This window comes from Ruegeria sp. AF7 (assembly GCF_056541885.1).
In genome coordinates, this window is sequence record NZ_JBQFYX010000004.1 from 205,347 (window position 1) to 227,758 (window position 22,412).

At 58.6% G+C, this 22,412-nt stretch carries 23 protein-coding genes; 13 read left to right on the plus strand and 10 right to left on the minus strand.

Annotated features, from left to right (window positions below; all coding sequences use genetic code 11):
* Positions 1–2,529, minus strand: coding sequence for an ABC transporter permease (locus ACR0AP_RS10965; protein WP_480506776.1), 2,529 nt, complete (start codon positions 2,527–2,529; stop codon positions 1–3).
* The gene (locus tag ACR0AP_RS10970; RefSeq protein WP_480506777.1) at positions 2,526–3,221 is read right to left on the minus strand and encodes an ABC transporter ATP-binding protein; all 696 of its coding nucleotides are present in this window, start codon (positions 3,219–3,221) and stop codon (positions 2,526–2,528) included. The genes ACR0AP_RS10965 and ACR0AP_RS10970 overlap by 4 nt, the downstream gene beginning before the upstream one ends.
* A gap of 65 nt (positions 3,222–3,286) precedes the next feature.
* Between ACR0AP_RS10970 and ACR0AP_RS10975 the strand changes: the two genes are divergently transcribed.
* On the plus strand, positions 3,287–3,913 hold the full coding sequence (locus ACR0AP_RS10975) for an arylesterase (protein ID WP_480506822.1): 627 nt from the start codon (positions 3,287–3,289) through the stop codon (positions 3,911–3,913).
* Positions 3,914–3,930: 17 nt separating this feature from the next.
* Here the strand turns inward: ACR0AP_RS10975 and ACR0AP_RS10980 are convergent, their stop codons facing one another.
* Together ACR0AP_RS10980 and ACR0AP_RS10985 are read right to left on the minus strand one after the other, a co-directional pair.
* Complete coding sequence (locus ACR0AP_RS10980; RefSeq protein WP_209506382.1) at positions 3,931–4,485, minus strand: L,D-transpeptidase; 555 nt, start codon at positions 4,483–4,485, stop codon at positions 3,931–3,933.
* Between the two features lie 168 nt (positions 4,486–4,653).
* Positions 4,654–4,860, minus strand: a complete 207-nt coding sequence (locus tag ACR0AP_RS10985) for a cold-shock protein (RefSeq protein ID WP_209506380.1) — start codon at positions 4,858–4,860, stop codon at positions 4,654–4,656.
* Positions 4,861–5,381: 521 nt separating this feature from the next.
* Between ACR0AP_RS10985 and ACR0AP_RS10990 the strand changes: the two genes are divergently transcribed.
* The 3 genes from ACR0AP_RS10990 to ACR0AP_RS11000 all read left to right on the plus strand — a co-directional run bounded on the left by ACR0AP_RS10990 (position 5,382) and on the right by ACR0AP_RS11000 (position 7,593).
* On the plus strand, positions 5,382–5,819 hold the full coding sequence (locus tag ACR0AP_RS10990) for a hypothetical protein (protein ID WP_480486720.1): 438 nt from the start codon (positions 5,382–5,384) through the stop codon (positions 5,817–5,819).
* 134 nt (positions 5,820–5,953) lie between these two features.
* A complete protein-coding gene (locus ACR0AP_RS10995) occupies positions 5,954–6,553 on the plus strand; it encodes an REP-associated tyrosine transposase (protein WP_480475230.1) in 600 nt (199 codons plus the stop codon).
* Positions 6,554–6,810: 257 nt separating this feature from the next.
* Positions 6,811–7,593: a hypothetical protein gene (locus tag ACR0AP_RS11000; protein ID WP_480506778.1), complete on the plus strand. Its 783-nt coding sequence runs from the start codon at positions 6,811–6,813 to the stop codon at positions 7,591–7,593.
* A 131-nt stretch (positions 7,594–7,724) separates the two neighbouring features.
* On the opposite strand, the gene ettA is transcribed toward ACR0AP_RS11000, so the two are convergent.
* Positions 7,725–9,392, minus strand: coding sequence for an energy-dependent translational throttle protein EttA (ettA, locus tag ACR0AP_RS11005; protein ID WP_480506779.1), 1,668 nt, complete (start codon positions 9,390–9,392; stop codon positions 7,725–7,727).
* 75 nt (positions 9,393–9,467) lie between these two features.
* The gene (locus ACR0AP_RS11010; protein ID WP_480506780.1) at positions 9,468–10,862 is read right to left on the minus strand and encodes a KAP family P-loop NTPase fold protein; all 1,395 of its coding nucleotides are present in this window, start codon (positions 10,860–10,862) and stop codon (positions 9,468–9,470) included.
* A 102-nt stretch (positions 10,863–10,964) separates the two neighbouring features.
* On the opposite strand from ACR0AP_RS11010, the gene ACR0AP_RS11015 reads away from it, so the two are divergent.
* The 3 genes from ACR0AP_RS11015 to dacB all read left to right on the plus strand — a co-directional run bounded on the left by ACR0AP_RS11015 (position 10,965) and on the right by dacB (position 13,630).
* Positions 10,965–11,432 carry an MOSC domain-containing protein gene (locus tag ACR0AP_RS11015; protein WP_480506781.1) on the plus strand — a complete coding sequence of 156 codons (468 nt, stop codon included), beginning with the start codon at positions 10,965–10,967 and terminating at the stop codon, positions 11,430–11,432.
* Between the two features lie 32 nt (positions 11,433–11,464).
* Positions 11,465–12,085: a nicotinate-nucleotide adenylyltransferase gene (locus ACR0AP_RS11020; RefSeq protein ID WP_480506782.1), complete on the plus strand. Its 621-nt coding sequence runs from the start codon at positions 11,465–11,467 to the stop codon at positions 12,083–12,085.
* A gap of 66 nt (positions 12,086–12,151) precedes the next feature.
* A complete protein-coding gene (gene dacB, locus ACR0AP_RS11025; RefSeq protein WP_480506783.1) occupies positions 12,152–13,630 on the plus strand; it encodes a D-alanyl-D-alanine carboxypeptidase/D-alanyl-D-alanine endopeptidase in 1,479 nt (492 codons plus the stop codon).
* A gap of 26 nt (positions 13,631–13,656) precedes the next feature.
* Here dacB and ACR0AP_RS11030 read toward each other — a convergent pair whose 3' ends face one another.
* From ACR0AP_RS11030 to ACR0AP_RS11040, 3 genes are all read right to left on the minus strand, one after another.
* A complete protein-coding gene (locus ACR0AP_RS11030; protein ID WP_209598583.1) occupies positions 13,657–14,079 on the minus strand; it encodes a tellurite resistance TerB family protein in 423 nt (140 codons plus the stop codon).
* Positions 14,080–14,181: 102 nt separating this feature from the next.
* Positions 14,182–14,556, minus strand: coding sequence for an EamA family transporter (locus ACR0AP_RS11035; RefSeq protein ID WP_480506784.1), 375 nt, complete (start codon positions 14,554–14,556; stop codon positions 14,182–14,184).
* On the minus strand, positions 14,553–15,290 hold the full coding sequence (locus ACR0AP_RS11040) for a class I SAM-dependent methyltransferase (RefSeq protein ID WP_480506785.1): 738 nt from the start codon (positions 15,288–15,290) through the stop codon (positions 14,553–14,555). The genes ACR0AP_RS11035 and ACR0AP_RS11040 overlap by 4 nt, the downstream gene beginning before the upstream one ends.
* Positions 15,291–15,678: 388 nt before the next feature.
* Between ACR0AP_RS11040 and ACR0AP_RS11045 the strand changes: the two genes are divergently transcribed.
* From ACR0AP_RS11045 to ACR0AP_RS11070, 6 genes are all read left to right on the plus strand, one after another.
* Positions 15,679–17,253, plus strand: a complete 1,575-nt coding sequence (locus ACR0AP_RS11045) for a lysine--tRNA ligase (RefSeq protein ID WP_480506786.1) — start codon at positions 15,679–15,681, stop codon at positions 17,251–17,253.
* Positions 17,254–17,301: 48 nt separating this feature from the next.
* Positions 17,302–17,703: a DUF4864 domain-containing protein gene (locus ACR0AP_RS11050; protein ID WP_480475250.1), complete on the plus strand. Its 402-nt coding sequence runs from the start codon at positions 17,302–17,304 to the stop codon at positions 17,701–17,703.
* Between the two features lie 138 nt (positions 17,704–17,841).
* On the plus strand, positions 17,842–20,130 hold the full coding sequence (locus ACR0AP_RS11055; protein ID WP_480506787.1) for a glycosyl hydrolase family 28-related protein: 2,289 nt from the start codon (positions 17,842–17,844) through the stop codon (positions 20,128–20,130).
* 140 nt (positions 20,131–20,270) lie between these two features.
* Positions 20,271–20,597 (plus strand): antibiotic biosynthesis monooxygenase family protein, encoded by a 327-nt coding sequence (locus ACR0AP_RS11060; protein ID WP_209507893.1) that lies wholly within the window; start codon positions 20,271–20,273, stop codon positions 20,595–20,597.
* Positions 20,598–20,661: 64 nt separating this feature from the next.
* A complete protein-coding gene (locus ACR0AP_RS11065; protein ID WP_209507891.1) occupies positions 20,662–21,069 on the plus strand; it encodes a universal stress protein in 408 nt (135 codons plus the stop codon).
* 132 nt (positions 21,070–21,201) lie between these two features.
* A complete protein-coding gene (locus ACR0AP_RS11070; RefSeq protein ID WP_209507889.1) occupies positions 21,202–21,630 on the plus strand; it encodes an excalibur calcium-binding domain-containing protein in 429 nt (142 codons plus the stop codon).
* Positions 21,631–21,651: 21 nt separating this feature from the next.
* Here the strand turns inward: ACR0AP_RS11070 and ACR0AP_RS11075 are convergent, their stop codons facing one another.
* Positions 21,652–22,359, minus strand: coding sequence for an ORF6N domain-containing protein (locus ACR0AP_RS11075; RefSeq protein ID WP_209507887.1), 708 nt, complete (start codon positions 22,357–22,359; stop codon positions 21,652–21,654).
* Positions 22,360–22,412: the final 53 nt, after the last annotated feature.

Consider the following 22,412-nt stretch of genomic DNA (forward strand, 5'->3'; position numbering starts at 1 on the left):
TTAGTCGCTGGCCCGCAAAATGCGGGCTGGCCGGGCCGAGAGAGGGCGCAGTGCGAAGGCGAAACCTGCGCAGAGCGTAACGCCGATACCGGCCAGAACAATGCCAAAGGCCGAAGACCAGATCACAGTAAAACCTGTGTCGAAGATGTACGTGGCCACAGCCCAGCCGCCCAGGATGCCGACCAGCAAGGCGACGCAGCCCGCCGCGGTGCCCAGCAAGACCGAGCGCAGCCCAAAACTGCGCAGGATGCGGCTACGGTCAGCCCCCAACGTCTTGAGGATTGCCGCCTCGTATCTGCGGGCGGGTTCACCGGCGGCTGCCGCCCCGATCAGAACCAGAAATCCGGTCAATAACGACACGCCCGCGCCATACGAGGTTGCGGCGGCAATTCCTGCCAAAAGGCCCGAAACCCGGTCAATGGCATCGCGCACTCGGATGGCCGTGATGTTGGGGAACTGGCCTGCAAGATCTCGCAGAATGGCGGCCTCGGCCTGTTCTTCTGCATATACCGTCGCAATAAAGCTGTGTGGCGCGCCCGCCAGCGCCGACGGGTTCATCGACATGACAAAACCCATACCCGCTGTGGAAAAATCCACCTCTCGGGTTGAGGTCAGCTCTGCGGTGATATCCCGCCCCAGGATGTTGACAGTTATCTGATCACCGAGTTTCAGACCCATCTCTTCGGCTTCTTCGGCTGCAAAGCTGATCTGTGGTGCACCAGAATAATCCTCTGCCCACCATTCCCCCGCTGTCACCCGTGCATTTGCCGGGGGTCGGGCTGAATAGGTAACGCCGCGATCTCCCTCCAGGACCCAATGATCTCCGGCCACCTCGCGCGCAGGGCGACCGTTTATCTGAGTGATGATCCCTCGCAGCATTGGTGCGCTTTCAATGCGGCTGACAGCCGGATCGGTTTGCAGCCGTTCGGTAAAACCTGGCATCTGGTCTTTTTGAATATCGACAAAGAAGTATGAGGGCGCGACATCCGGCAGATTGCCGGAGATCGCATTGCGCAGCGTGCCGTCGATCTGCCCAACCGCTGCCAGCACTGACAAACCCAGACCAAGTGACAAAACCACCGACCCCGCGCCTTCACGCGGATCAGAGATGGCGGACAAGGCCCATCGCAGGGCAGGGCGGCCCCGCGCCAAAGGTGTTCCGACCCGCGCCAGATTGCGAATGGCATAGGCTGCGAGCGCCAGCAAGATCAGTGCGCCCGCAAGTCCGCCACTGGTCCACAGGGTTAGGCGAGTAGAGCCGCTGAACCAGGACGCAATCACGATCAGGGACGCCAATCCAATCCCGGTTGCCACGACATAAATCGCGCGTGGGATGGGACGAGCCGCACTCAGTGCATCGCGAAACAGAGTTGCGGCGCGCACATCTTCGGTTCTGGCCAGCGGCCAGAGTGTGAACAGAAACGCTGTCAGCAGGCCATAAAGTGCGGCCTCGATCAGCGGTCGCGGATAGAGCGAGAACACCGCCGGAACCGGCAACCGGTATTCCAGCAGCGGCGCCAGCAAAAGCGGAGCCACCCCACCCAGTAGCAGTCCAATTACAATGCCAGTCAGGGACAGCACCCCGATCTGAATCATGTAAGTTTGAAAAATGGTGGAGCGATCCGCGCCCAATGTCCGCAATGTCGCAATGGTTTCCGTTTTCTGGCTCAGATAGGCCCGCACGGCGGCGGACACACCGATGCCACCGACGGCAAGCCCCGACAACCCGACAAGGACCAGAAAGGCACTCAGGCGGTTGACGAATTCCGATATGCCCGGCGCGCCGTTGCGCGCGTCGCTCCAGCGCATCCCCGAGCCTTCAAGCGCCGCGCTGGCACGTGCGGCTACCTCCGACAGGTTCACGTCTTGGGGCAAGGTCAGCCGGTACCTGGTCGAAAAAAGCGTTCCGGGTTCCAGCAGGCCAGATGCCTGCAACGCTTGGGTACGCACCATTGTACGTGGCCCCAAGGCAAAACCAGCCGCGGCGCTGTCGGGTTCATTCCGAAGTGCGGCCATCAGAATGAACTCTTGCGTGCCTAGCGCGAAGTGATCACCGACCGACAAACCAAGCCGGTCGATCAGAACGGGTTCCATAACGGCACCGGGTAATCCGGCCCTGCCATTCAGGGCGTCGCTCAGCGTGATATCCGGCTCCAGCTTAACCGATCCGACCAGCGGGTAAGCCTTATCCACAGATTTGACCTGGGTCAGCGCACGTTCCGGCCCGGTGTCGCGGGGTACAACCGCCATCGAGCGGAAATCGACAATCTCGGACACCTGCTCGGATGCCTGTTGCATCCAGAGGCGCTCGGCCTCAGTGGCAAAACGATAAGTGAACTCAAGCTCGGCATCGCCGCCCAGCAGGGATGCCCCTTCGCGGGTCAGCCCGGTCTGAATCGCATGACGCACCGATCCGACGGCTGCGATGGCTGCGACGCCCAAGGCCAGACAAGCCAGAAAGATGCGAAACCCGCGCAGGCCCCCGCGCAGCTCTCGACGGGCCAGCCGCGCGGCGAGCCGAAGGCTCATTCTGCGGCCTCCTGCCGGGTCTCGTCGGCAATCCTGCCGTCGCGCAGCCGGATCACACGGTCACATCGTTCAGCCAGCGAACGGCTGTGCGTTACAAGAACCAGCGTTGCATCATATTTGCGCCGAAGCCCGAACAGCAGATCGACAATCGCGGCACCGTTTGTTTCGTCCAGATTCCCGGTCGGTTCATCCGCCAGCAAGATCTTGGGGCGTGGTGCCGATGCGCGCGCCAGGGCAACTCGTTGCTGCTCGCCACCCGACAACTGTGCTGGGTAATGATCGCGGCGATGCGATAACCCCACGGCATTCAGTTCAGTTTCGGCCCGGTGAAACGCATCTTTGTGCCCTGCCAGTTCCAGCGGTGTCGCCACGTTTTCCAACGCGGTCATCGTTGGGATCAGGTGGAAATTCTGAAACACCACGCCCATGTTGTCGCGCCGAAACCGCGCCAGGGCGTCCTCGTCCATGCTTGTCAAATTCTGATCCAAGGCCAAGATTTGACCGCTTGTTGCCTGTTCCAACCCACCCATCAGCATCAACAGCGACGATTTTCCCGACCCCGATGGCCCGATCAGCCCCAGCGTTTCCCCCCTGTTCACGGTCAACGTAATGTCATGCAAAATATCGACCCGCCCGGCATTGCCATCCAGCGATAAAGCGGCATTCTGAAGAGCGAGAACAGCAGGCGTCATGGGTCTTCCCGATAAAGGAGCGGTTTTTGGGATATGGAGTGATCACCGTATTGCGCAAGGTTTTGATGGCAAGTCCATTTGTTTTCTGCGGTTTTGCGGCCACAGCCGAACAGGTGGCGATTGCAGCCCTTGGGGATTCGCTGACGCAAGGCTACGGGCTGGTGGAGGAGAACGGGTTTGTTCCCCAGCTTGACCGTTGGTTGCAGGCGCAGGGCGCAGATGTCCGGGTTATCAACGCCGGTGTCTCGGGCGATACAACGGCGGGTGGTGCCGCACGGGTGCAATGGACCCTGACACCGGATGTGGACGGAATGATCGTTGCCTTAGGCGGGAATGACGTGTTGCGCGGGATCGATCCTGCTGTTTCGCAAGCCAATCTGCGCAAGATCCTTGAGGTTGCACGCGATGCGAGGGTTCCGGTCTTGTTGATCGGAATGCAGGCGCCGGGCAACTACGGAGCTGAATACAAGCAGGCGTTCGATGGCATGTACCCCGCACTGGCGCAGGAGTTTGAAGTTCTGTTTTTCAGCAGTTTCTTCGAGGGGCTTGCAGCGGAGGGCGATCCCGCAGCCGTATCGCAATTCATGCAATCGGACGGCATTCACCCAAATGCGGCAGGGGTGGCGAAGATCGTCCAAGCGCTGGGTCCGTCCGTGCTGCAACTCGTGACGCAGGCGGGCGGGGAAGGTTAGCATCCCCGTGATAGCGATCAGACGACCGTAACAACCGTTCCGATGGGGACCCTGTTATACAGATCGATGACATGTTCATTCAGCATCCGAATGCACCCGTTTGACACCGCCCTGCCTATGGTTTGTGGCTGTGTCGTGCCGTGGATTCGGAAATAGGTATCGACACCGTTCTGGAACAAATACATCGCACGCGCGCCGAGGGGGTTATCCCCACCTCCCGGCTGGACATAGTCATTGTCCTTGAATTTTGCATAGGCCACCGGATCGCGTTGGATCATCTCTTGGGTCGGGCGCCAGGTCGGCCATTCCTTTTTCACATCAATGGTAGCGGTGCCGGTGAATTCCAGACCAGCCTTGCCGACGCCGCAGCCATAGCGGATCGCTTTGCGTGGTTCGGTGACATAGTAAAGATAGAATGAACGGGGGGCGACCAGCAGCTGCCCGGGCAGGAACTGCTTTTTGATGCGCACGAATTGCGGTGTCGGATCATACTCGACCGCTTTCTTTGCGCTGGCGATGCCTGGCAGCAGCGTGGCCGCTGTTCCGGCCAGAAAAACTCGGCGTGTAAACATCGAAACCCTCATCAATTGACCAATGAAACCTAAGAGTCAGTTTCATCATGATATGTTATTTGGTCAATTCTGGGGCAAGCATCACGCATCCGTGATGTGATCAAACAGCCACCGAAACGGCAGCGGTTGAACAAAAGGATGAGGGGTTTCCCTCATCCTTTCAATAGCTTATGCAAGCTGGATGTTGTCGGCGCTTTCGCGGCCGTCACGACCCGAACGCAGTTCGTACGTGACTTTCTGGTTGTCGGCCAGACCGGTCAGGCCCGAGCGTTCGACGGACGAGATGTGGACGAAGATGTCCTTGCCGCCATCTTCGGGCGCGATAAAGCCGTAGCCTTTGGTGGTGTTGAACCATTTTACGGTGCCTGCTGGCATATCCGTGTCTCCTGTTTGGTGCTGCCCACGGAGTTGCGGCAGCCTGGCGTCGTAGGTCTGGATCGATAGACTGAGCGCCGTAGAAGGAGACAGTAGGTCGAAATAGAAAAACGTTAGCACCTTGCATATGGCATTGAGGTAAGCCTGTGGCAAGAGTGGATTGTACGGATTGTACAGGGGTCAGAGGGCAGAAAGCCCAATTTGTACAAGAATCCGCTGACGGGTTTGACGCCGTTTGATGGCATCCCGGGTGCTCTGATCACCCTGTCTGTTGATACGCGACGGTAGTGAAAAACCCGGACCCACACTTTTCCGGTCGGCCATGCGGAGCGGTCACCGCGTGCCATACCTGCGCGGGAGAGTGACACTTTTCTTGGTTGCAGGCACGTGGTCAGGACCAGTGTCATTCTGGCCGGTTGCGCGGGGGGTCTTCTCACAACCGACGGTTTTTATTCATTAATCACTATGTTTGGAAATTTCGCTATCCGGTGCTATACTATTTGGCAGCTGTGGGGGCGGATATGAAAGTTGTCTGTACGATAACCTTGTTGTGCTGGGCCGGAGCCGCGCAGGCCCTGACTGTTCCAAATGGGACAGAGGGTTCGATGCCGGGCGCGCGTGAAGGCGGGCTCAAATTCTACAACATGTTCGAATTTGAACACGAGCTGAAGGCTCCGGTCTTCGCGAAAGAGAACCCGCGCCGTAATGAAAGACGTCGTCGTCTTGTCGAGCTTGGAGGACCCAAGCATTTGCCCGAGATACTGACTGAACGGACAGAGGTCGTGGAGGAATCCGGGCCTGAGTTCTGCGAGCTGTGGTGCAATGAGCCCGGGTCCGAAGAAACGCCGGTGGACGTGAACGTCTCGGCCGTGCCGCTTCCGGCCAGTTGGCTGCTGCTGCTTGGTGCGCTGACGGGGCTGTTCGGTGTCGGACGGCTGCGTGGCAACCGGTTCGGGTAAGCGCCGCGTCTGCAACCATCCTTGAATGCTGTGATATGGGACACCGGGGGTCGGTGGAGCATGCGACCTGCGGCAGTTGCCTGCAAAGGCGCGTGTTAACCACTTGGTAGTCATACCTGCGCCACCTTGCGCGCATGAGTGATTATCGCCGCGTCCGCATTCCCGGAGCCAGATATTTCTTTACGGTTTCGCTGGCCGACCGGTCGTCAGACCTGTTGATCCGCGAGGTTGCACATCTGCGCGCGGCTTTTGCCGAAGCGCAGCGGGAGCGTCCGTTTTGGTGCGATGCGCTTGTGGTGTTGCCCGATCATCTGCACGCGGTGTGGACCTTGCCGCCGGGCGATGCGGATTATTCCACGCGGTGGGGTGCGATCAAGGCGCGGTTCACCATGGATGTGAACAAGACAAACCGTAGGCCGGGCTTCAGCCCGGCACCGGTACCGACAGTTTTGCCCGTTGTGACATCCGGCAGATATGCCGGGCTGAAGCCCGGCCTACGGGCCAACAAACGCGAAGGGGCGGTTTGGCAGCGTCGGTTTTGGGAGCATACCATTCGGGACGAACGGGATTATCGTAATCATATGGCGTATTGTTGGGGGAACCCGGTCAAGCACGGGTTGGTGGAGCATCCAACCGATTGGCCGTATTCGTCGATTCATCGTGATATCCGCGCAGGCCGGGTTGATCCGGAATGGAGCGGCGGTGTGACAGACGGCGCATTCGGAGAGCCGTGATACAAAGAACACCCCCGTAGGCCGGGCTTCAGCCCGGCATCCACCATTCCCCTCAGATCGATTGAAGGGTTTTGAGGACATTCATCGGTGGATGTTGGTAAAGGTGTGGGTGTTTCGAGGGGTGCCGGGCTGAAGCCCGGCCTACCAGTTGGCGTCAGGGGTGCGAGTGCTCATCTTACGTTTGCTATCACGTCTTGAATTGCAATGCGCTGTTAGCCATCTGACTGGTGAGATCAGCAGAATCATGGAGTTATCTATTGAAAGAGAAAGATTATTTGGCGAAAGGTCATGCCCGTCAAATCGTTGAGGAGTGCCAGTTGTTTGAAGGCGATTTCCTTAGGTTTTCAGAAAAAATAATGAGAAAATTGAATTGGAAGGACAACAGCCAACGAGACCGAAAGAGATTGGTTTTGTCTCTAAGGAGACCTTTTCAAGACGAAATATTTGGATTTCAATGCCAAAAAAACTATCGCAAACTTAGATTTATGGTTGCGCACCAAGAACAGGGGGATTTTCCACGTTTAGTTTTGCGAAATCACTTTTTTGACCAAGAAACTTTGGGCCGTTGGACGCATTGCGAAAGCCCACATTCTGTCATTTCAAATCACGCGTTGCAGCGATTGTATCTAAGGGGTGGCGCAAAATCACTTAGGGAGGTTAGGGGATTTATCAGAAAAATTTCTGGATGGGTTTCAACTATAAACCTTCTAGGTCATCAGTCGACGGTGCCAATACCAACATTGGATGGTATATTCTTTGTAAGGTTTGGGGGAAAGCAAAGTATACTAGTAACATTTATCTCAAGAGAAAAATTGTATGGAAGAACATTGAAAATTTGGGAGGATATACATGGAGATGAAGATTTCAATTCGATTTCGCCGGATCTTTTTTCTCGAAGCGTCGAGGGCAAGAGGCCATCAGAAATCGCGCGGGCCTTTCAACTTAGTACTGTCGGGTTCCTTGGGGACATGATCAAGGAACTCGACAGGATAGTGTATGAGGAAGGACTTATGCTACATGCTGAGCTAGGCAGAAGCTAAATAGTCGAACCATCAGTACTCAAAAAGCGGCAACGGAAGGCCCAGATTTAACATCATAGTTCGTGTAGGTGGGTTTAATCGGTGTGGTCGAAGCCTACTCACTCCTGTCCTTAGAGATGTGGTTCAAACCCTCATCGCACAAACTTCTTATGCTTCAACCGCTTGGGCTCCAGTGCGTCCGGCCCGAGCCTCCGCTTTTTGTCCTCTTCGTAATCCTCGAAGTTGCCCTCGAACCACTCCACATGCGCGTCTCCTTCGAACGCCAGAATGTGCGTGCAAATCCGGTCGAGGAAGAAGCGGTCGTGTGAGATAACGACGGCGCAGCCGGCGAAATCGACCAGCGCGTCTTCCAGTGCGCGCAAGGTTTCGACGTCGAGGTCGTTGGTGGGTTCGTCGAGCAGCAGGACGTTGCCGCCCTCTTTCAGCAGGCGGGCCATGTGGACGCGGTTGCGCTCACCGCCCGATAGCAGCGAGACCTTTTTCTGCTGGTCGCCGCCCTTGAAGTTGAAGGACGAGCAATAGGCGCGGGAATTGACCTGCGCGTCGCCCAGTTGGATGATCTCGGCGCCGCCGGTGATCGCCTCCCACACGGTGTCGTTGTCTTTCAGGTCGTCGCGGGACTGATCGACATAGGACAGCTCAACCGTGTCGCCCAGTGTGATGGTGCCGCTGTCGGGTTGTTCCTGCCCGGTCAGCATCTTGAACAGGGTCGATTTACCGGCACCGTTGGGGCCGATGACGCCGACGATGCCGCCGGGGGGCAGGGCAAAGTCCAGCCCTTCGATCAGTTGCTTGTCGCCCATGTGTTTCGACAGGCCCTCGACCTCGATCACTTTGCCGCCAAGGCGCTGGCCATTGGGGATGACGATCTGGGCGCGGGCTAGCTTTTCGCGCTCGGACTGGTCTGCCAGCTCGTTATAGGCGTTGATCCGGGCCTTGGATTTGGCCTGACGGGCCTTCTGGCCCTGCCGCATCCACTCCAGCTCGCGCTGCAGGGTCTTCTGCTTGGACTTGTCCTCGCGGGCTTCCTGTTCGAGCCGTTTGGCTTTTTGTTCCAGCCATGCGGAGTAGTTGCCCTCGTATGGAATGCCGCGGCCGCGGTCGAGTTCGAGGATCCACCCGGTGATGTCATCGAGGAAATAGCGGTCGTGGGTGACGATCAGAATGGTGCCCTTGTAGTCGATCAGGTGCTGTTGCAGCCAGGCGATGGTCTCGGCGTCCAGGTGGTTGGTCGGTTCGTCGAGCAGCAGCATGTCGGGCGCTTCGAGCAGCAGTTTGCAGAGCGCCACGCGGCGTTTCTCACCCCCCGAGAGGTTGGCGATGTTGGCATCGTCCGGCGGGCAGCGCAGAGCCTCCATCGAGACATCGATCTGGCTGTCCAGATCCCACAGGTTTTCCGCGTCGATCGCGTCCTGCAGGGTGGTCATTTCCTCCATCAGCTCGTCCGAGTAGTTCTCGGCGATCTCCATGGCAATCTCGTTGAAGCGGTCGACCTTGGCCTTTTTCCCGGCCACGCCCAGCATGACGTTTTCGCGGACGGTGAGACTTTCATCGAGTTGCGGTTCCTGCGGCAGGTATCCGACCTTGGCGCCCTCGGCGGCCCATGCCTCACCGGTGAAATCGGTATCCAGACCGGCCATGATCTTCATCAGCGTCGATTTACCCGCGCCGTTGACGCCGACAACACCGATTTTCACGCCGGGCAGAAAGCTCAGGTGGATGTTTTCAAAGCACTTCTTGCCACCGGGATAGGTCTTGGAGACACCCTGCATGTGGTAGACATATTGATAGGCGGCCATGTCGCGTCCTCTGGGTCGGAAAATTAGGTTGGGCGGTGTGATAGCGGATGCGGTGGGTGGGGGCAATGATGTGGTTCAACGATTGTAGCTTGGTTGGAAATGCTCCAAGTACTGGTTGATTAAAGTGGGAAGAAGCTCAGTGCGCGGCACGCCGTGTAAGTCATCTGGAACAAGATCTTGCTCAAAATTAAATGCAGTTTCACCAAAGTCAGATTGGATTCCAAATTCAGCGTCCAAGTAGTACTGCCAAACCACTGTTAAAAGGTCCTGTTGGGTTTTGATGTTAATGGCTTGCCCATCGAACGCGTCGTCTGTCAGCCCGAACCACTCCAAAACCTCATCTTTTGAGAATTTCCCAACCCTAAGCTCGGAATACACCTTTGGATTTTTAACTTTCAGTATGAGGAGACCGGGAATAAGCCACTTCGCATATTTACCACCCCATTCAGTATCCAGCCGAGGAGTAACTATGGCCAAGGTTGAAAGCCGTTCCAAGTCACGAAGGCTCAGGCTGCGCACAACTCTCTCTTTCTTAGTGTAGAGGTTAAGCAATTCAATGCCTTGAGTGTTTTTACAGTCTATACTGTCCGATATGTTTTGTAGATATTTTTGTAGTGTGGAATTTGACGACATTCGCGTTTCAATTGGTAGTTCAAACTGAAGATTAAAAAACTTTTGCAGATACCCGTTAGAGTTTGTCTGTTCGCCATAACGGGCCCGAACACAGTTCTGCAGTTCGGTCAAATTCACACCAAGTATGAAATGCACGCCGGCGACATCGAAGAAGTGTTTTATTGTCTCTAGAAGAGATAACGCATAGTCGGGACGACAGCGGTCCAACTCGTCCACAACAATCACTAGTTTTTTAGTGGGTACTGCTTCAGCTCCGTTTGATGATTTGGGTTCAGTCAGATCGATGAGCGCGCGTCGAAATGCGTTCATCGCAGCGCGTTTTCCGTTCTCTCGTTTCCAGAAATCGGCCACAGCTCCGTCTAACTCGCCGGAAACGGTGTTGATAGCGGCCTCTGCCAAATCATCCGCTTTGGTGACTAGGCCTGCTGTGGCCACCGAAACCCCAGTGCGCACTAGCGCGCGGCCAAGGGCTGGAGCGACCTGCTTGGCCTGTTTCCAAGCTTTCTGAGCCGTTTTGTCATCTGCTTCTTCGAATCGTTCGGCAATGGCCCCGGTCAAGGCAATCAAAGGATCATCTAGAAAATCATGTTTGAAGGCATCGAAATAAACGGTTTGAGTCGTATTGCCTTCTCGTTTCAGATGCTGGCCGACCCAACATTTCAGGAAGAAAGACTTACCAGAGCCCCACGCTCCATCCAAAGCAATCACGAGTGGGTCGTCGATCCGTTCGACTAGTTCTGACAGTTTGTCTCCGGTTGGTTTGCGTGAGAGTTTGTCGTGCTCGTCAAACCCGTCTTCGTAGAGTTTGATTTTGGGTTCAGGGATGGTCAGGCGCATGTTTGGCTCCAATTCACAAATCAATCAGCATTACTTTTAGCGGCTGCCTCGGGAACGGCCAGACTGCTAGATGAGGGAAGTGCTAAATTCTCGGAGCCTTCGATGTCTTTGAAAGATCTCATTGCTGGTTGGGCGAAGCCAGGACGTGTCGAATGGATAGGCGTCCGGCCCGAGCGGCGGGTTGGGGTGGAGGTGGTGAGGGAGGCGGTGGTCTCGGCCGATGGGCTGGAAGGCGACCGGGGCCATGCGGGCAAGCGGGCGGTTTCTTTGATCCAGCAGGAGCATCTGGCGGCGATTGGGTCTTATCTGGGGCAGGGACCCGTGGCCCCGGAAACCCTGCGGCGCAATCTGGTGGTTTCGGGGATCAATCTTGCCGCGCTCAAGGGGCGCGAGGTGCAGGTGGGTGAGGCCGTTTTGCGCTTTACCGTGATCTGTGCGCCGTGCAGCCGGATGGAAGAGGCGCTGGGCAAGGGCGGCTATTCTGCCGTGCGGGGGCATGGGGGATGGTGCGCCGAAGTTGTCAGGCCGGGGCGGGTTGCGCTGGGCGACGCCGTGCAACCGATTGATTGACAACGCGGCCCGGTTCTGAACATCAGCAGGGTATGGAGCGATACGACATCCCATACGCGCGGCCCGGGCAGGTCGTTGGGCTGTTCGGCGGGTCATTCGATCCGCCGCATCGGGGCCATGTGCATGTAACGCGTGAGGCGATGAAGGCCTTTGGGCTGGATCGGGTGTGGTGGCTGGTGTCACCCGGCAATCCGTTGAAAGAGCGGGGGCCTGCGCCGATTGCGCGGCGGATGGTGGCGGCGCGGCAGGTGATGCAGCATCCGAAGGTGGATGTGACGGATATCGAGGCGCTGGTCGGCACGCGGGCGACTGCGGACACTCTGACAGCGCTCAGGCGGCTTTACCCGCAGGTACGGTTTGTCTGGCTGATGGGCGCGGATAATCTGGCGCAGTTTCATCGCTGGAAAGACTGGCGGCTGATCATGGACACTGTGCCGGTGGGCGTGGTGGCGCGGCCGGGCGAGCGGATCTCGGCCCGGATGTCACCTGCGGCGCGGGTCTATGCGAAGTACCGGATCGACGGGCAGGCGCGGCACCTTTTGGGGCAGGCACTGGCCCCGGCGTGGTGTTTCGTGAACGTGCCGATGATCGATGTAAGTTCGACCGAACTCCGGACGCGCGGCGAATGGGGCGCAGAAGTGTTGCCGGAATAGCCCCAACGGGCGCATAATCTAACACAGTGGTTGTGTGCTTTTGATCTGTGGGATTTTAATTCGGCTATGGCTGGTCGTTTTTCACGTCGTTTGTTTCTGGGGGGATTGGGGGCGTCCCTGATCCCGGCAGCGGGCCTTGCGCAGGCGCCGCTTGTATCGCTGAGACCGCAGGCGCGTGGGGTCATATTAAGCGGTGCCGAGCGATTGGTGGCCGCAGCAGGCCTGAAAGGCGAAGTTGTGTTTGCGGTTGCGGATGTGGCGACCGGGGCGCAACTGGAAGTGTTTGGTGAGGGCGCAAGTCTGCCCCCGGCCAGCGTTGGAAAGGCAATGACCGCGCTTTATGCGCTGGATGTTCTGGGGCCGGAACACCGGTTCGAGACCCGCCTGGTGGCGGATGGCCGGATCGAGAAGGGCGTTCTGCACGGCGATTTGTTTCTGGTTGGGGGCGGCGACCCGCTGCTGGATACGGATGCGCTGGCCTCGATGGCGGCCAATTTGCGCGAGGCCGGGATTATCGAAGTGCGCGGCGCGTTCAAGGTTTATGACGGGGCGTTGCCTTATGTGTTCAGCATCGATCCCGAACAGCCGGATCATGTGGGCTATAGCCCGGCCGTCAGCGGCATTTCCCTGAACTTCAATCGTGTCCATTTCGAATGGAAACGCGCAGGCAATGGCTATGACATAACCATGGATGCCCGCAGCGCGCGTTATGTGCCTGCGGTGGATGTCTCGGCCATGCGGGTCGAGGATCGCAGCCTGCCGATCTATACCTATCAGGCAAGCGCGCGGCAGGATCGCTGGACCGTGGCCAAGGGTGCGCTGGGCAATGGCGGGGCCCGCTGGTTGCCGGTGCGCAAGCCCGCTTTGTATGCGGGCGATGTGTTTCGCACCTTGGCGCGGTCGAACGGAATCGTTTTGAAGCGTGTTCAGGTGACACGCCAGAGCGTGCAGGGTGTCGATCTTGTTGTGCATCGCAGCGACAGATTGGATCATATCCTGCGCGGGATGCTGAAATACTCGACCAACCTGACGGCCGAGATGGTCGGGCTGGCCGCGACCAGGGCGCGCGGTGTTGACCCGCACACCCTGGCGGAATCGGCAGCCGAGATGAACCGGTGGGCCGCCAGTCGTTTCGGCGTGACCGGGATCGCCATGGTCGATCATTCGGGCCTGAGCGATGCCTCTCGCATGGTACCGGCGGATTTGGTTGCGGCCCTTGTTGCAACGCAGAAGTCGGGGATGTTGCGGCCCCTGATGAAACCTTTTGCACTGACCGACCGGAACGGGCGGCCCGTCAAGAACCACCCGATCAAGGTTGATGCCAAGACCGGAACATTGAACTTTGTATCCGGGTTGGGCGGTTTCCTGACAACTGCGGACGGGGTCGATCTGGCATTCGCGATATTTACCGCCGACGTGGATCATCGCGCCACGATCCCACGCGCGCAGCGTGAACGCCCGGATGGTGCACGCAGCTGGAACAGCAGATCACGGAAATTGCAGCGCGCCTTGCTGGAGCGCTGGGGGTCACTTTACGGAAGCTGAAACCTGAAACCGGCCTGAAGCAGGCGTCAGACAGTATGGCGCGCCCGGGCCCCACGCTCGATCGCGGCCGCGTGCAGGCGGTCGATGTCCAGCTCGTACCGGATTTCTTCCAGCAGGCGCAGTTCGGATTCTGCCAGCGTTCCGTCAGCGGCAGCGACGTCACAGGCCAGGGCATAGGCCGTTTCGTTCAGGCGTTCGGGCAGGTTGTCCCGGATCAGGCCAAACAGCGCATCCAGCCCGTCTTCCTGTTCGAACAGGTCAAACACGACCTGCGACACGTGGCGCATCCGGTCGATGTCGTACCCGGCGAAGACCGGCAACATGTTCACGGCGACCTCGATCTTGACCAACTCGGCGGTTCGGATGGTTTCGTCGGAGGCCGAGATCGCAACCATGATCGCCACAAGGCAATCCTGTGGGGACATCGGGTGGGGAACTTGCTCGGTCATTCGGGGCATCCTGCTTGGGGTTCGTCAATGGCGCAGGATAGAAGGGGGGCAGGGCAGGTTCAACATCTTGTTTTGCCCCAACTGTGCGGCAGGTTGAACCGGTCAGGTGTTCATTATCGCCATACCGCTGAGCAAAAGGCCCGCCCCGATCCAATAGCGCAGCCCCAGCGTTTCCCCGACGAACAGCCACGAGGCGAGGGGGACCAGTACGAAGCTGAGCGCCATGAAGGGATAGGCCTGCGACAGCGGCACATGCCTGAGGACGTAAATCCAGAGTATCGTTGCTGTGCCGTAAATCGCCAGAGCGACGAGCAAGAAAGGATCGAGCAGGGTATGCAACACCCCCATCGCCCCGGTCGCGGTGCGGCCGTCGATCCGCCCGCCGGCAAGTTTGAACAGCACCTGTCCGACCGAAATCATGACAGGTGTCAGAAGCAGCCCGGTCCAGATCAGCGCTGTGGGTGCGGTTGCGCTCATGCAGCCTGATCCTTGAGGGGCTTTTCGGTGGGTTCCTCGGCCGGGCGATCCTCGCAGTAATAGATGTCACGCCCGATATCTTCGCAGGTGTGAAACCTGGGGCTGGGATGCACGGCGCGCAGAAAGCTGTGGGTGTAGGGAAAGAAATTGAAATGCGGGTTGAAGCTGTAGCGATATTCCCGTTCGCGCGGGACCACGATGATGACCCGCTTGCGCGCGACCCGGCGCAATTCAGCGATGGCGCGGCGGTAATCCAGCAGATGTTCGATCACATGGGTGCAGATAACCGTGTCGAAACTGTTGTCCTCAAAAGGCAGGTCTTCGATCCGGGCGGCAACATATCTGATGTTTTCGATGGCTTCAGCGTCATCGACAACGAAATCGACGCCGGTCATGGCCGTGATGTCCGGGCGTAGGGAGCGGATGCGTTGCAGCAGGGCCCCGGTGCCGCAGCCGACGTCGCAGATGCTGTCGCCAACAATGTCGCTGGCGATCCGGTCGATGCAGGCGTCGGAATTGTCGGTTCCGTCATGCACGCGCGGGTGTTCCCGGTAGAGCGTTTCGTATTCTTCGTCTGTCAGAAAAGGCGCGCGTTCGCGGAACGCCGCCAGCCGGGTAATGTGTTCCCCCCAGACACGGCGCGCAAGCCAGTGAAAGGCGGCGCTGTCGCGCAGGATCGGCGGGACGATATCCTCGAGCACAAAGCGGATCAGGTTGGTGGTTTCGCGTCGCATCTCGTTTCCTTTGGACCGGGGAGGTTTCCCGGCGTCTGTCTATCGTAGCACCGCTGTGCAAACACGCGAAATATCCGGGTCAGGTCAAAGCCTGTCGCCCGTGTCTTTTATGTTTCGCGCGCCAAATCCACCCCATGAGTGTGGCTGGAGTAAGGCCTGCGGATGGAAAAACCGGTGCGGGATGGCGGACGCAGGGGGCGTGGATCAGAGGCTGAGGGCGGGCAGAACAGTCAATTAGCGGCAAAACCCCGTGACAAAGCGGTTTTCCAGGGTTCCGGGCAGTGAAAACACCGGTGCTTTATTGACTCATGCTGCACTGGCACAATAGGAGGGGCCGGTCGGGTTGCGTGGTGCAGCCGCGACCGTTTCCCCAATGGAGCACATTGAAATGTCTGAACTGCGCGAAACCGCGATGTCGTCCAAGGCCTGGCCCTTTGAAGAGGCGCGCCGGTTGCTTAAACGCTATCAGAAAGGTGCTCCGGAAAAAGGGTATGTGCTGTTTGAAACCGGATACGGCCCGTCGGGCCTGCCGCATATCGGCACGTTCGGCGAGGTGGCGCGGACCACGATGGTCAAGCGCGCCTTTGAAGCGCTGTCGGACATCCCGACCAAGCTGATCTGTTTTTCGGACGATCTGGACGGGATGCGCAAGGTTCCCAGCAACGTGCCGAACCCCGAGGCGCTGGAAGAGCATTTGCAGCGCCCGCTGACCTCGGTTCCTGATCCGTTTGGCGAGTATGACAGTTTTGGCGAGCATAACAACGCGATGCTGCGCCGGTTCCTTGATACCTTTGGGTTCGAATACGAGTTCTACTCGGCGCGCGACTTTTATCGCTCGGGCCAGTTCGACGAGATTCTGAAGCGTGCCGTCGAGAAATATGACGACGTGATGGCCATCATGCTGAAAAGCCTGCGGGAAGAACGCCAGCAGACCTATTCGATCTTCCTGCCGATCCACCCGGAAACCGGGCGGGTTCTGTATGTGCCGATGAAAAAGGTCTGCGCCGAGACCTATACCGTCACCTTCGATGATGAAGACGGCAAGGAATGGACCGTTCCCGTCACCGGCGGCAACGTAAAGCTGCAATGGAAGCCGGATTTCGGGGCGCGCTGGGCGGCACTGGGCGTTGATTTCGAGATGTACGGCAAGGAACACGCGACCAACGAAAAGATCTATGACGGGATCTGCCGGGCCTTGGGTGGCCGCGCGCCCGAGCATTTCAGCTATGAGCTGTTTCTGGACGAGAACGGACAGAAGATTTCGAAATCGTCGGGCAATGGTGTCTCGATTGACGAATGGCTGACCTATGCGCCGACCGAGTCGCTGGCTTATTTCATGTACCAAAAGCCCAAGACGGCCAAGCGGATGCATTTCGACGTGATCCCGAAAGCCTATGATGAGTATCATCAGCAGCTGCGCGCCTATCCGGGGCAGGACCTGAAGGCGCAGTTGAACAACCCGGTCTGGCATATCCACGGCGGCGACGTGCCGGAATCGACCCTGATCGTTCCCTTTGCGATGCTGCTGAATCTGGCATCGGTTTCCGGTGCCGAAGACAAGGAGGCGCTGTGGGGCTTTATTCGCCGCTATGCGCCCGAGGCAACGGCAGAGAGCCATCCCGATCTGGACAAGGCGGCCGGTTTCGCCGTGCGGTACTTCAACGATTTCGTCAAGCCGACGCGCACGCATCGCGCGCCGACGGATCAAGAGCGCGAGGCGCTGGAAGCGCTGAAGGCGGCGCTTGAGGCATATGATGGCCCGACCGAGGATGAGGCGTTGCAATCGGTGGTCTATGCCATCGGACGCGAGCGGTTTGATCCGATGAAAGGGTGGTTCTCGGCGCTTTATGAGGTGCTGCTGGGGGCCTCGCAAGGGCCGCGTTTCGGGGGCTTTATCGCGCTTTACGGCGTGCCCGAGACCATTGCGCTGATCGACAAGGCACTGGCCGGAGAGCTGGTCTGATTTGACCTGAACCGGCATGGGGCTATCCTTGGAACAGGAGGTGGCCCCATGCGTCGACTACTGCTTGCATTATCCCTGAGCGCCGGGCTGGCGTCGGGCGCATTTGCGCAGAGTGCCGAGATCGAGGCCAATATCGCGGCACAGATACAGGCCTTCCGGGCGGATGACTTTGCGACCGCCTTCACCTTTGCCAGCCCCAGCATCCAGCGTCTGTTCCGAAACCCCGACAATTTCGGCGCGATGGTGCGCAATGGCTATCCCATGGTCTGGCGCCCCGCCGATGTGCGTTTTCTGGAACTGCGCGAGGTCGATGGCGCGCTATGGCAGAAGGTGATGATTACGGACGGTAACGGGCGGGTGCATCTTCTGGACTATCAGATGATCCCGCTGACGGAAGGCTGGAAGATCAACGGGGTGCAACTGTTGGGTGCCGCCGACCCTGCGGCCTGAGGCAACACCACCGTCACGGTGAGATGAGCCGTGGTTAATTCCTTTTCGATATCCAGACTGTCGCGTTCGGGGCGGACCTGAACACGGGGTTTGAACGCGTCGCCGGATTTGCGCGGCGCGATTGGGAAAGGGTTTTCAATGAACAAGGCAATCACCGACGGCATCGTGTTCATGCCGCCTCAATTCGCGAATGGTCTGACCGTCTGGTCTGCGGGGGACGGAACGCCCGGATCGCCCACATATGGCGGGTCCGGCACCGGGGTATTTGTTCCGGCGGATGCGGATTTTGCCGGTTGTCTTGAGATCCTGAAGGTCAACACAACGCAGCAATTGCGTTACATGGGGCAGACGCCGATCCTGCCCGGTTGCTATTTGCAGATCAAAGCCCGGGTCAAGGCGATCAGTGGACCGTTGCCGTCGGTGCGCATCGCAGCTTGGGCCGGTGGCGCGGGCGATGCGCATGTGGCCGGTGTTGTGGAGCAGGGTCCGGCCACCCAGCTGTCGGGCTATGGCACGGTTCACGAGATCACCGCGATTGTCGGAACCGGCCAGCGCCCGGGCGTGGACATGCCCTGGGGGCTGGCTGCCCTTTACGGGCATTTCGGCCTGGATATCGAAGGGGCCAACGGCGCGCTGGTGCGTGTCGATGATCTTGAGATCACCGATGTCACCGGGGTTTTTCTGCGCGAGATGATCAGCCTGGTCGATGTGCGCGACTTTGGTGCCGTTGGTGACGGTGTGACGGATGACTCGGTTGCGTTTGAGGCGGCGGATCAGGCTGCCGGTGGCCGCCGGGTCTTTGTTCCGCAAGGCAGCTATCACCTTGCGGAAAACACCAGCATCGATGCGGAGATTGAATTCGAAGGCACCGTCACAATGCCGGATGACAAAATGCTTTTGCTGACCAAGGATTTCCATCTGCCCGCATATATCGAGGCGTTCGGAGATGAGGAGCTGGCCTTCAAGAAGGCGTTTCAGGCTCTGCTGAACAATTCGGATCATGACTCGCTGGATCTGGGCGGGCGCAAGATTTCCGTTTCCACGCCGATCGACATGGCCGCTGCGGTTCCCAACAAGCAAAGCGGCTTTTCCACGCGCCGCGTGATCCGTAACGGGCAGTTCGATGTCAAAAGCGGTACCGCCTGGGACACCGAAACCTTCACCTCTGTCGCCACCTATGACCCGTCGGACAAGACACGCCTGACCAATGTCGCCAATGTGGCCAATATTCCGGTAGGATCGCTGGTTGAGGGCAGTGGTGTCGGGCGTGAGGTTTATGTGCGCTCGAAGAACATAGGTGCCGGTGAGATAACCCTGAGTGCGCCCATCTATGACGCCGCCGGTACCCAGACCTTTACCTTTCAGTCGTTCAAATACCTGCTGGATTTCAGCGGTTTCGATACGTTGCGGAAATTCGGCATGGAACAGATCGAGTTTCAGTGCAACAGCCGGTGCAGCGGCATTCGTCTGGCGGCCTCGGGCAGCACATTTTCGTTGAAGGACTGTTTTATCAGTCGCCCGAAGGATCGGGGACTGACCTCGACCGCGACGGGGTGCAAGGGGCTGCTGATCGACAATTGCCAGTTCTTGTCCTCAGAAGAAGCGCTTGACGTGACGGACCGGAATTCCATCGGGCTGAACACCAACTCGAACGACGTGAAGCTGCGTCACAATCGGGCGGTGCGGTTCAAGCATTTTGCCGTTCTGGGCGGCGGTACCAACTTGGTTCTGGGCAACCATTTCTTTCAGGGCGACGGCATCCCGCAAGGGGTCCGTACCGCGGGGCTGATCATGATCGGCACCTACAACACCTCGACCATTGCCGAGAACTATGTCGACAACTGCTTTATCGAATGGACCAATGAACGCGATGCGGCACCCACCTATACCAGCGGGTTCTCGTTCAGTTCGATGAGCATCACGGACAATATCTTTTTCTCGAGCGATGCACCGGCCTGGTTCAGCTATATCATCATCCGCCCCTATGGCGCTGGCCATTACCTGAATGGTGTGACGGTGACCGGGAACAAGTTCCGCGCCACCAGCGGTTCGATCGACCGGGCGGAACGGGTCGATACGTCTTTTGCCGATCTGGACAATAACAGGCATTCGAACGTGACCTACGAGAACAATACCTATCACGGGATTGGCAAGAGATCCTCGAACCCGCTGCGCATCCGCAGCCAGCAGAACTCGGTCGCGAATGTCTGGACTGTTTCGGCAAACGGCGAATTGCCGTTTGGCGGCAAGGCGCGCGGTTGCGACGGGGTCACTGCCATCGGGTCGCTGACCGGGGTGTTCAACAACCTTGTCTATTCGGCCCCTCATGTTCTGACGGAACAGGGGGTCAGTGGCGACAGTCTTATTCTGCGCTGGCCGGATCACCTGAAAGGCGAGGTCTCGGTCACGATGCGCATGGAGCGTTGAAACAGCGGCTGGCCGCCCATACCGGGTTGCCAGCCGCCTGATAAACGGGCGCAGAAAAGCGCGGATTGGCGCAGCGGTAAGGAAATAGGCGACGTTTCAATCTGATGTGCTAGGCTTGGGGAAAGAAATGGAGAATCCCGATGCCGAAAATCGCCAAAAACGCCAGTGTTCAGACAGTTATCACCACGTTTGAAATGACGCCCGGCACCTGTCAGGACCTTTTGGAAGCGCTGACCGACGCCTATTCCGAGTTCATTTCGAAGCAGCCCGGCTTTGTTTCTGCGGGGCTTCATGTGAATGATGCGCAAACCCGGATTGCCAACTATTCGCAATGGCAACGTCGCGAGGATTTCCTGGCCATGCTGCGGACCCCCGAGATGCGCGACCGCAACCGCAAGATCAACGAGCTGTGCAAGAGCTTTGAGCCGGTCATGTATGACGTTGCAGAGACATTTGGCTCTACCTGACCTGAATCAAAGCCTGCGGTGCATGTCTGTTTCAAAGTAAGTCTGCAAAACGGAGGCGCATGCTATGTATCACAACATTCTCGTTCCGATTTCTTTCGATGCTGAAAGAGACACGTCCGGGCCGTTGAAACTGGCCCGGGTTCTGGCCACACCGGACGCGCAGGTCACATTGCTGCATGTGGTTGAGCATATTCCGAATTATGCAATCTCGTACATGCCGGCGGAATATCTGTCCGAGGCCCGAAAGGCGATTCAGTCAGAGCTTGATACGCTGGCGTCGCAATTGCCGAATGCCACGGGCGTGGTGGTCGAAGGGCATTCCGGCCGGACCATTCTGGATTGGGCCGAGGCGCATCACCCGGACCTGATCATCGTGGCCTCGCACCGGCCGGGGATGCAGGATCTGCTGCTGGGGTCAACCGCGTCCCATATCGTACGCCACGCCCCTTGCGCGGTGCATGTGGTCCGGTAACGGTCGGACATCACTGGCAGTAAGCAAAATTGTGCCTGTGCGGGCGGTGGTTTCGGGCCGGGCCAGATTTTTTGAACCCGGTGGAACTGTGTTGCCTCGGCTTTGCCACATATTGCCCTTATGGGTCGGGGCATGTTGTTCAAGAAACCCTCGCAGGAAGCACCTGATCTGAACCCGCGCTCGGCCAGACGACACCAGCGCGCCGAGGCGGCGCGGCGGCAGGCGCTGTCCCCGCTGCGGATCCTGATCATGGTTCTGCTGCTGCCGCTGACGACCGTGCTGATTGCCACGGGCGTCTTTCTGCGCACCTCGGGCTATGAGCGGGACGAGGCGGTGATCCACCTGATCGCGCTGGCGGGGTGTGATGCGACACAGGCCATGGGGATCGGTCCATTCCGCGCAGGGCAGCCGGGATATCATGAGCGCAACGACCCGGATGGTGACGGGGTGGCCTGCGGGTATGCCGAGCTGGAGCTGCCACGCGCGACCACCGTGCAGGCGCAGGACCAGCCAAAGCCGCGCGAACGGTCGGTGGGAAGCGCCAAGTTCGTGCGCCCCTGATTTTCGGGGGGCGGGAAGGGGCTAGCCTTTCATCGCCTGTAGCAATTCCAACAACCCTTTGCGATCGTCGTCACTGGCATAATCGCCGGTGGCCAGCCGTTCGGCGATACGCAGGCGCAGGCGTTCCTGTTGAGTGCGGACCTCTTCCCCGGCGGTTTCGGCCAGCGTCTTCATGATCACCGCCACGGCCTGTTGGCGCTTGGTGGTGGGGTTGGCGATATAATCGACAAGGCTCTGCTGGCCGGAATCGAGGATGTTTTCGGCCAGTTCGCGCAGTTGGTCGCCATTGGGCAGCAGCGGGGTGGGTGCATCCTCGGGCGGCAGGATTTCCGGCAGGTTGCGTGGAACCTCGGCCAGAGCGTTCGCGCCATCGACAAAGGCTTCGGTGATCATCCGCGTGATCTTGATCGCGCGCGGGTCCTTGAACAGGGCCGAGGCGATGGCCACGCCGTAATCGGTATAGACCCACGGATTGACCCGCCGCCCGCCGCGGCCTTTGGGTTTTGAAATCACATTCTGTGATTGCAAATCGGCAACCTCGGCATCGGTCAGCTGAAAGCGGTAGCCTTCGAACAGGTCGGTGTTGCGCGACACCGCCTGATTAAACGCACTGACGGATTTTCCGTAGAACTGCGCCAGATCCTCGGCCAGCACCACGCGGGTGCCGCGCACCCTGTGAATTGCGCTTTGCACCTCATGCGCGCTGGGCAGGTTTTTCGGGTTCGTCATGGCAGCCGTTTGGAATCACAATTTGTGATTTCAAACGTGGAGGAGGGTGGGGC

What these genes read in the sequence shown, in the direction of transcription:
- ACR0AP_RS11030 (WP_209598583.1), bottom strand. Translation starts at nt 14,079, where the DNA reads ATGACCGAGCAAGTTCCCCACCCGATGTCCCCACAGGATTGCCTTGTG.
- ACR0AP_RS11015 (WP_480506781.1), top strand. Translation starts at nt 10,965, where the DNA reads ATGTCTTTGAAAGATCTCATTGCTGGTTGGGCGAAGCCAGGACGTGTC.
- ACR0AP_RS11055 (WP_480506787.1), top strand. Translation starts at nt 17,842, where the DNA reads ATGAACAAGGCAATCACCGACGGCATCGTGTTCATGCCGCCTCAATTC.
- ACR0AP_RS11075 (WP_209507887.1), bottom strand. Translation starts at nt 22,359, where the DNA reads ATGACGAACCCGAAAAACCTGCCCAGCGCGCATGAGGTGCAAAGCGCA.
- ACR0AP_RS11010 (WP_480506780.1), bottom strand. Translation starts at nt 10,862, where the DNA reads ATGCGCCTGACCATCCCTGAACCCAAAATCAAACTCTACGAAGACGGG.
- ACR0AP_RS11065 (WP_209507891.1), top strand. Translation starts at nt 20,662, where the DNA reads ATGTATCACAACATTCTCGTTCCGATTTCTTTCGATGCTGAAAGAGAC.
- ACR0AP_RS11050 (WP_480475250.1), top strand. Translation starts at nt 17,302, where the DNA reads ATGCGTCGACTACTGCTTGCATTATCCCTGAGCGCCGGGCTGGCGTCG.
- ACR0AP_RS11045 (WP_480506786.1), top strand. Translation starts at nt 15,679, where the DNA reads ATGTCTGAACTGCGCGAAACCGCGATGTCGTCCAAGGCCTGGCCCTTT.
- ACR0AP_RS10970 (WP_480506777.1), bottom strand. Translation starts at nt 3,221, where the DNA reads ATGACGCCTGCTGTTCTCGCTCTTCAGAATGCCGCTTTATCGCTGGAT.
- ACR0AP_RS11060 (WP_209507893.1), top strand. Translation starts at nt 20,271, where the DNA reads ATGCCGAAAATCGCCAAAAACGCCAGTGTTCAGACAGTTATCACCACG.
- ACR0AP_RS11020 (WP_480506782.1), top strand. Translation starts at nt 11,465, where the DNA reads ATGGAGCGATACGACATCCCATACGCGCGGCCCGGGCAGGTCGTTGGG.
- ACR0AP_RS11040 (WP_480506785.1), bottom strand. Translation starts at nt 15,290, where the DNA reads ATGCGACGCGAAACCACCAACCTGATCCGCTTTGTGCTCGAGGATATC.
- ACR0AP_RS10990 (WP_480486720.1), top strand. Translation starts at nt 5,382, where the DNA reads ATGAAAGTTGTCTGTACGATAACCTTGTTGTGCTGGGCCGGAGCCGCG.
- ACR0AP_RS11070 (WP_209507889.1), top strand. Translation starts at nt 21,202, where the DNA reads ATGTTGTTCAAGAAACCCTCGCAGGAAGCACCTGATCTGAACCCGCGC.
- ACR0AP_RS11035 (WP_480506784.1), bottom strand. Translation starts at nt 14,556, where the DNA reads ATGAGCGCAACCGCACCCACAGCGCTGATCTGGACCGGGCTGCTTCTG.
- dacB (WP_480506783.1), top strand. Translation starts at nt 12,152, where the DNA reads ATGGCTGGTCGTTTTTCACGTCGTTTGTTTCTGGGGGGATTGGGGGCG.
- ACR0AP_RS10965 (WP_480506776.1), bottom strand. Translation starts at nt 2,529, where the DNA reads ATGAGCCTTCGGCTCGCCGCGCGGCTGGCCCGTCGAGAGCTGCGCGGG.
- ACR0AP_RS10985 (WP_209506380.1), bottom strand. Translation starts at nt 4,860, where the DNA reads ATGCCAGCAGGCACCGTAAAATGGTTCAACACCACCAAAGGCTACGGC.
- ACR0AP_RS10995 (WP_480475230.1), top strand. Translation starts at nt 5,954, where the DNA reads ATGAGTGATTATCGCCGCGTCCGCATTCCCGGAGCCAGATATTTCTTT.
- ACR0AP_RS10980 (WP_209506382.1), bottom strand. Translation starts at nt 4,485, where the DNA reads ATGTTTACACGCCGAGTTTTTCTGGCCGGAACAGCGGCCACGCTGCTG.
- ettA (WP_480506779.1), bottom strand. Translation starts at nt 9,392, where the DNA reads ATGGCCGCCTATCAATATGTCTACCACATGCAGGGTGTCTCCAAGACC.
- ACR0AP_RS10975 (WP_480506822.1), top strand. Translation starts at nt 3,287, where the DNA reads ATGGCAAGTCCATTTGTTTTCTGCGGTTTTGCGGCCACAGCCGAACAG.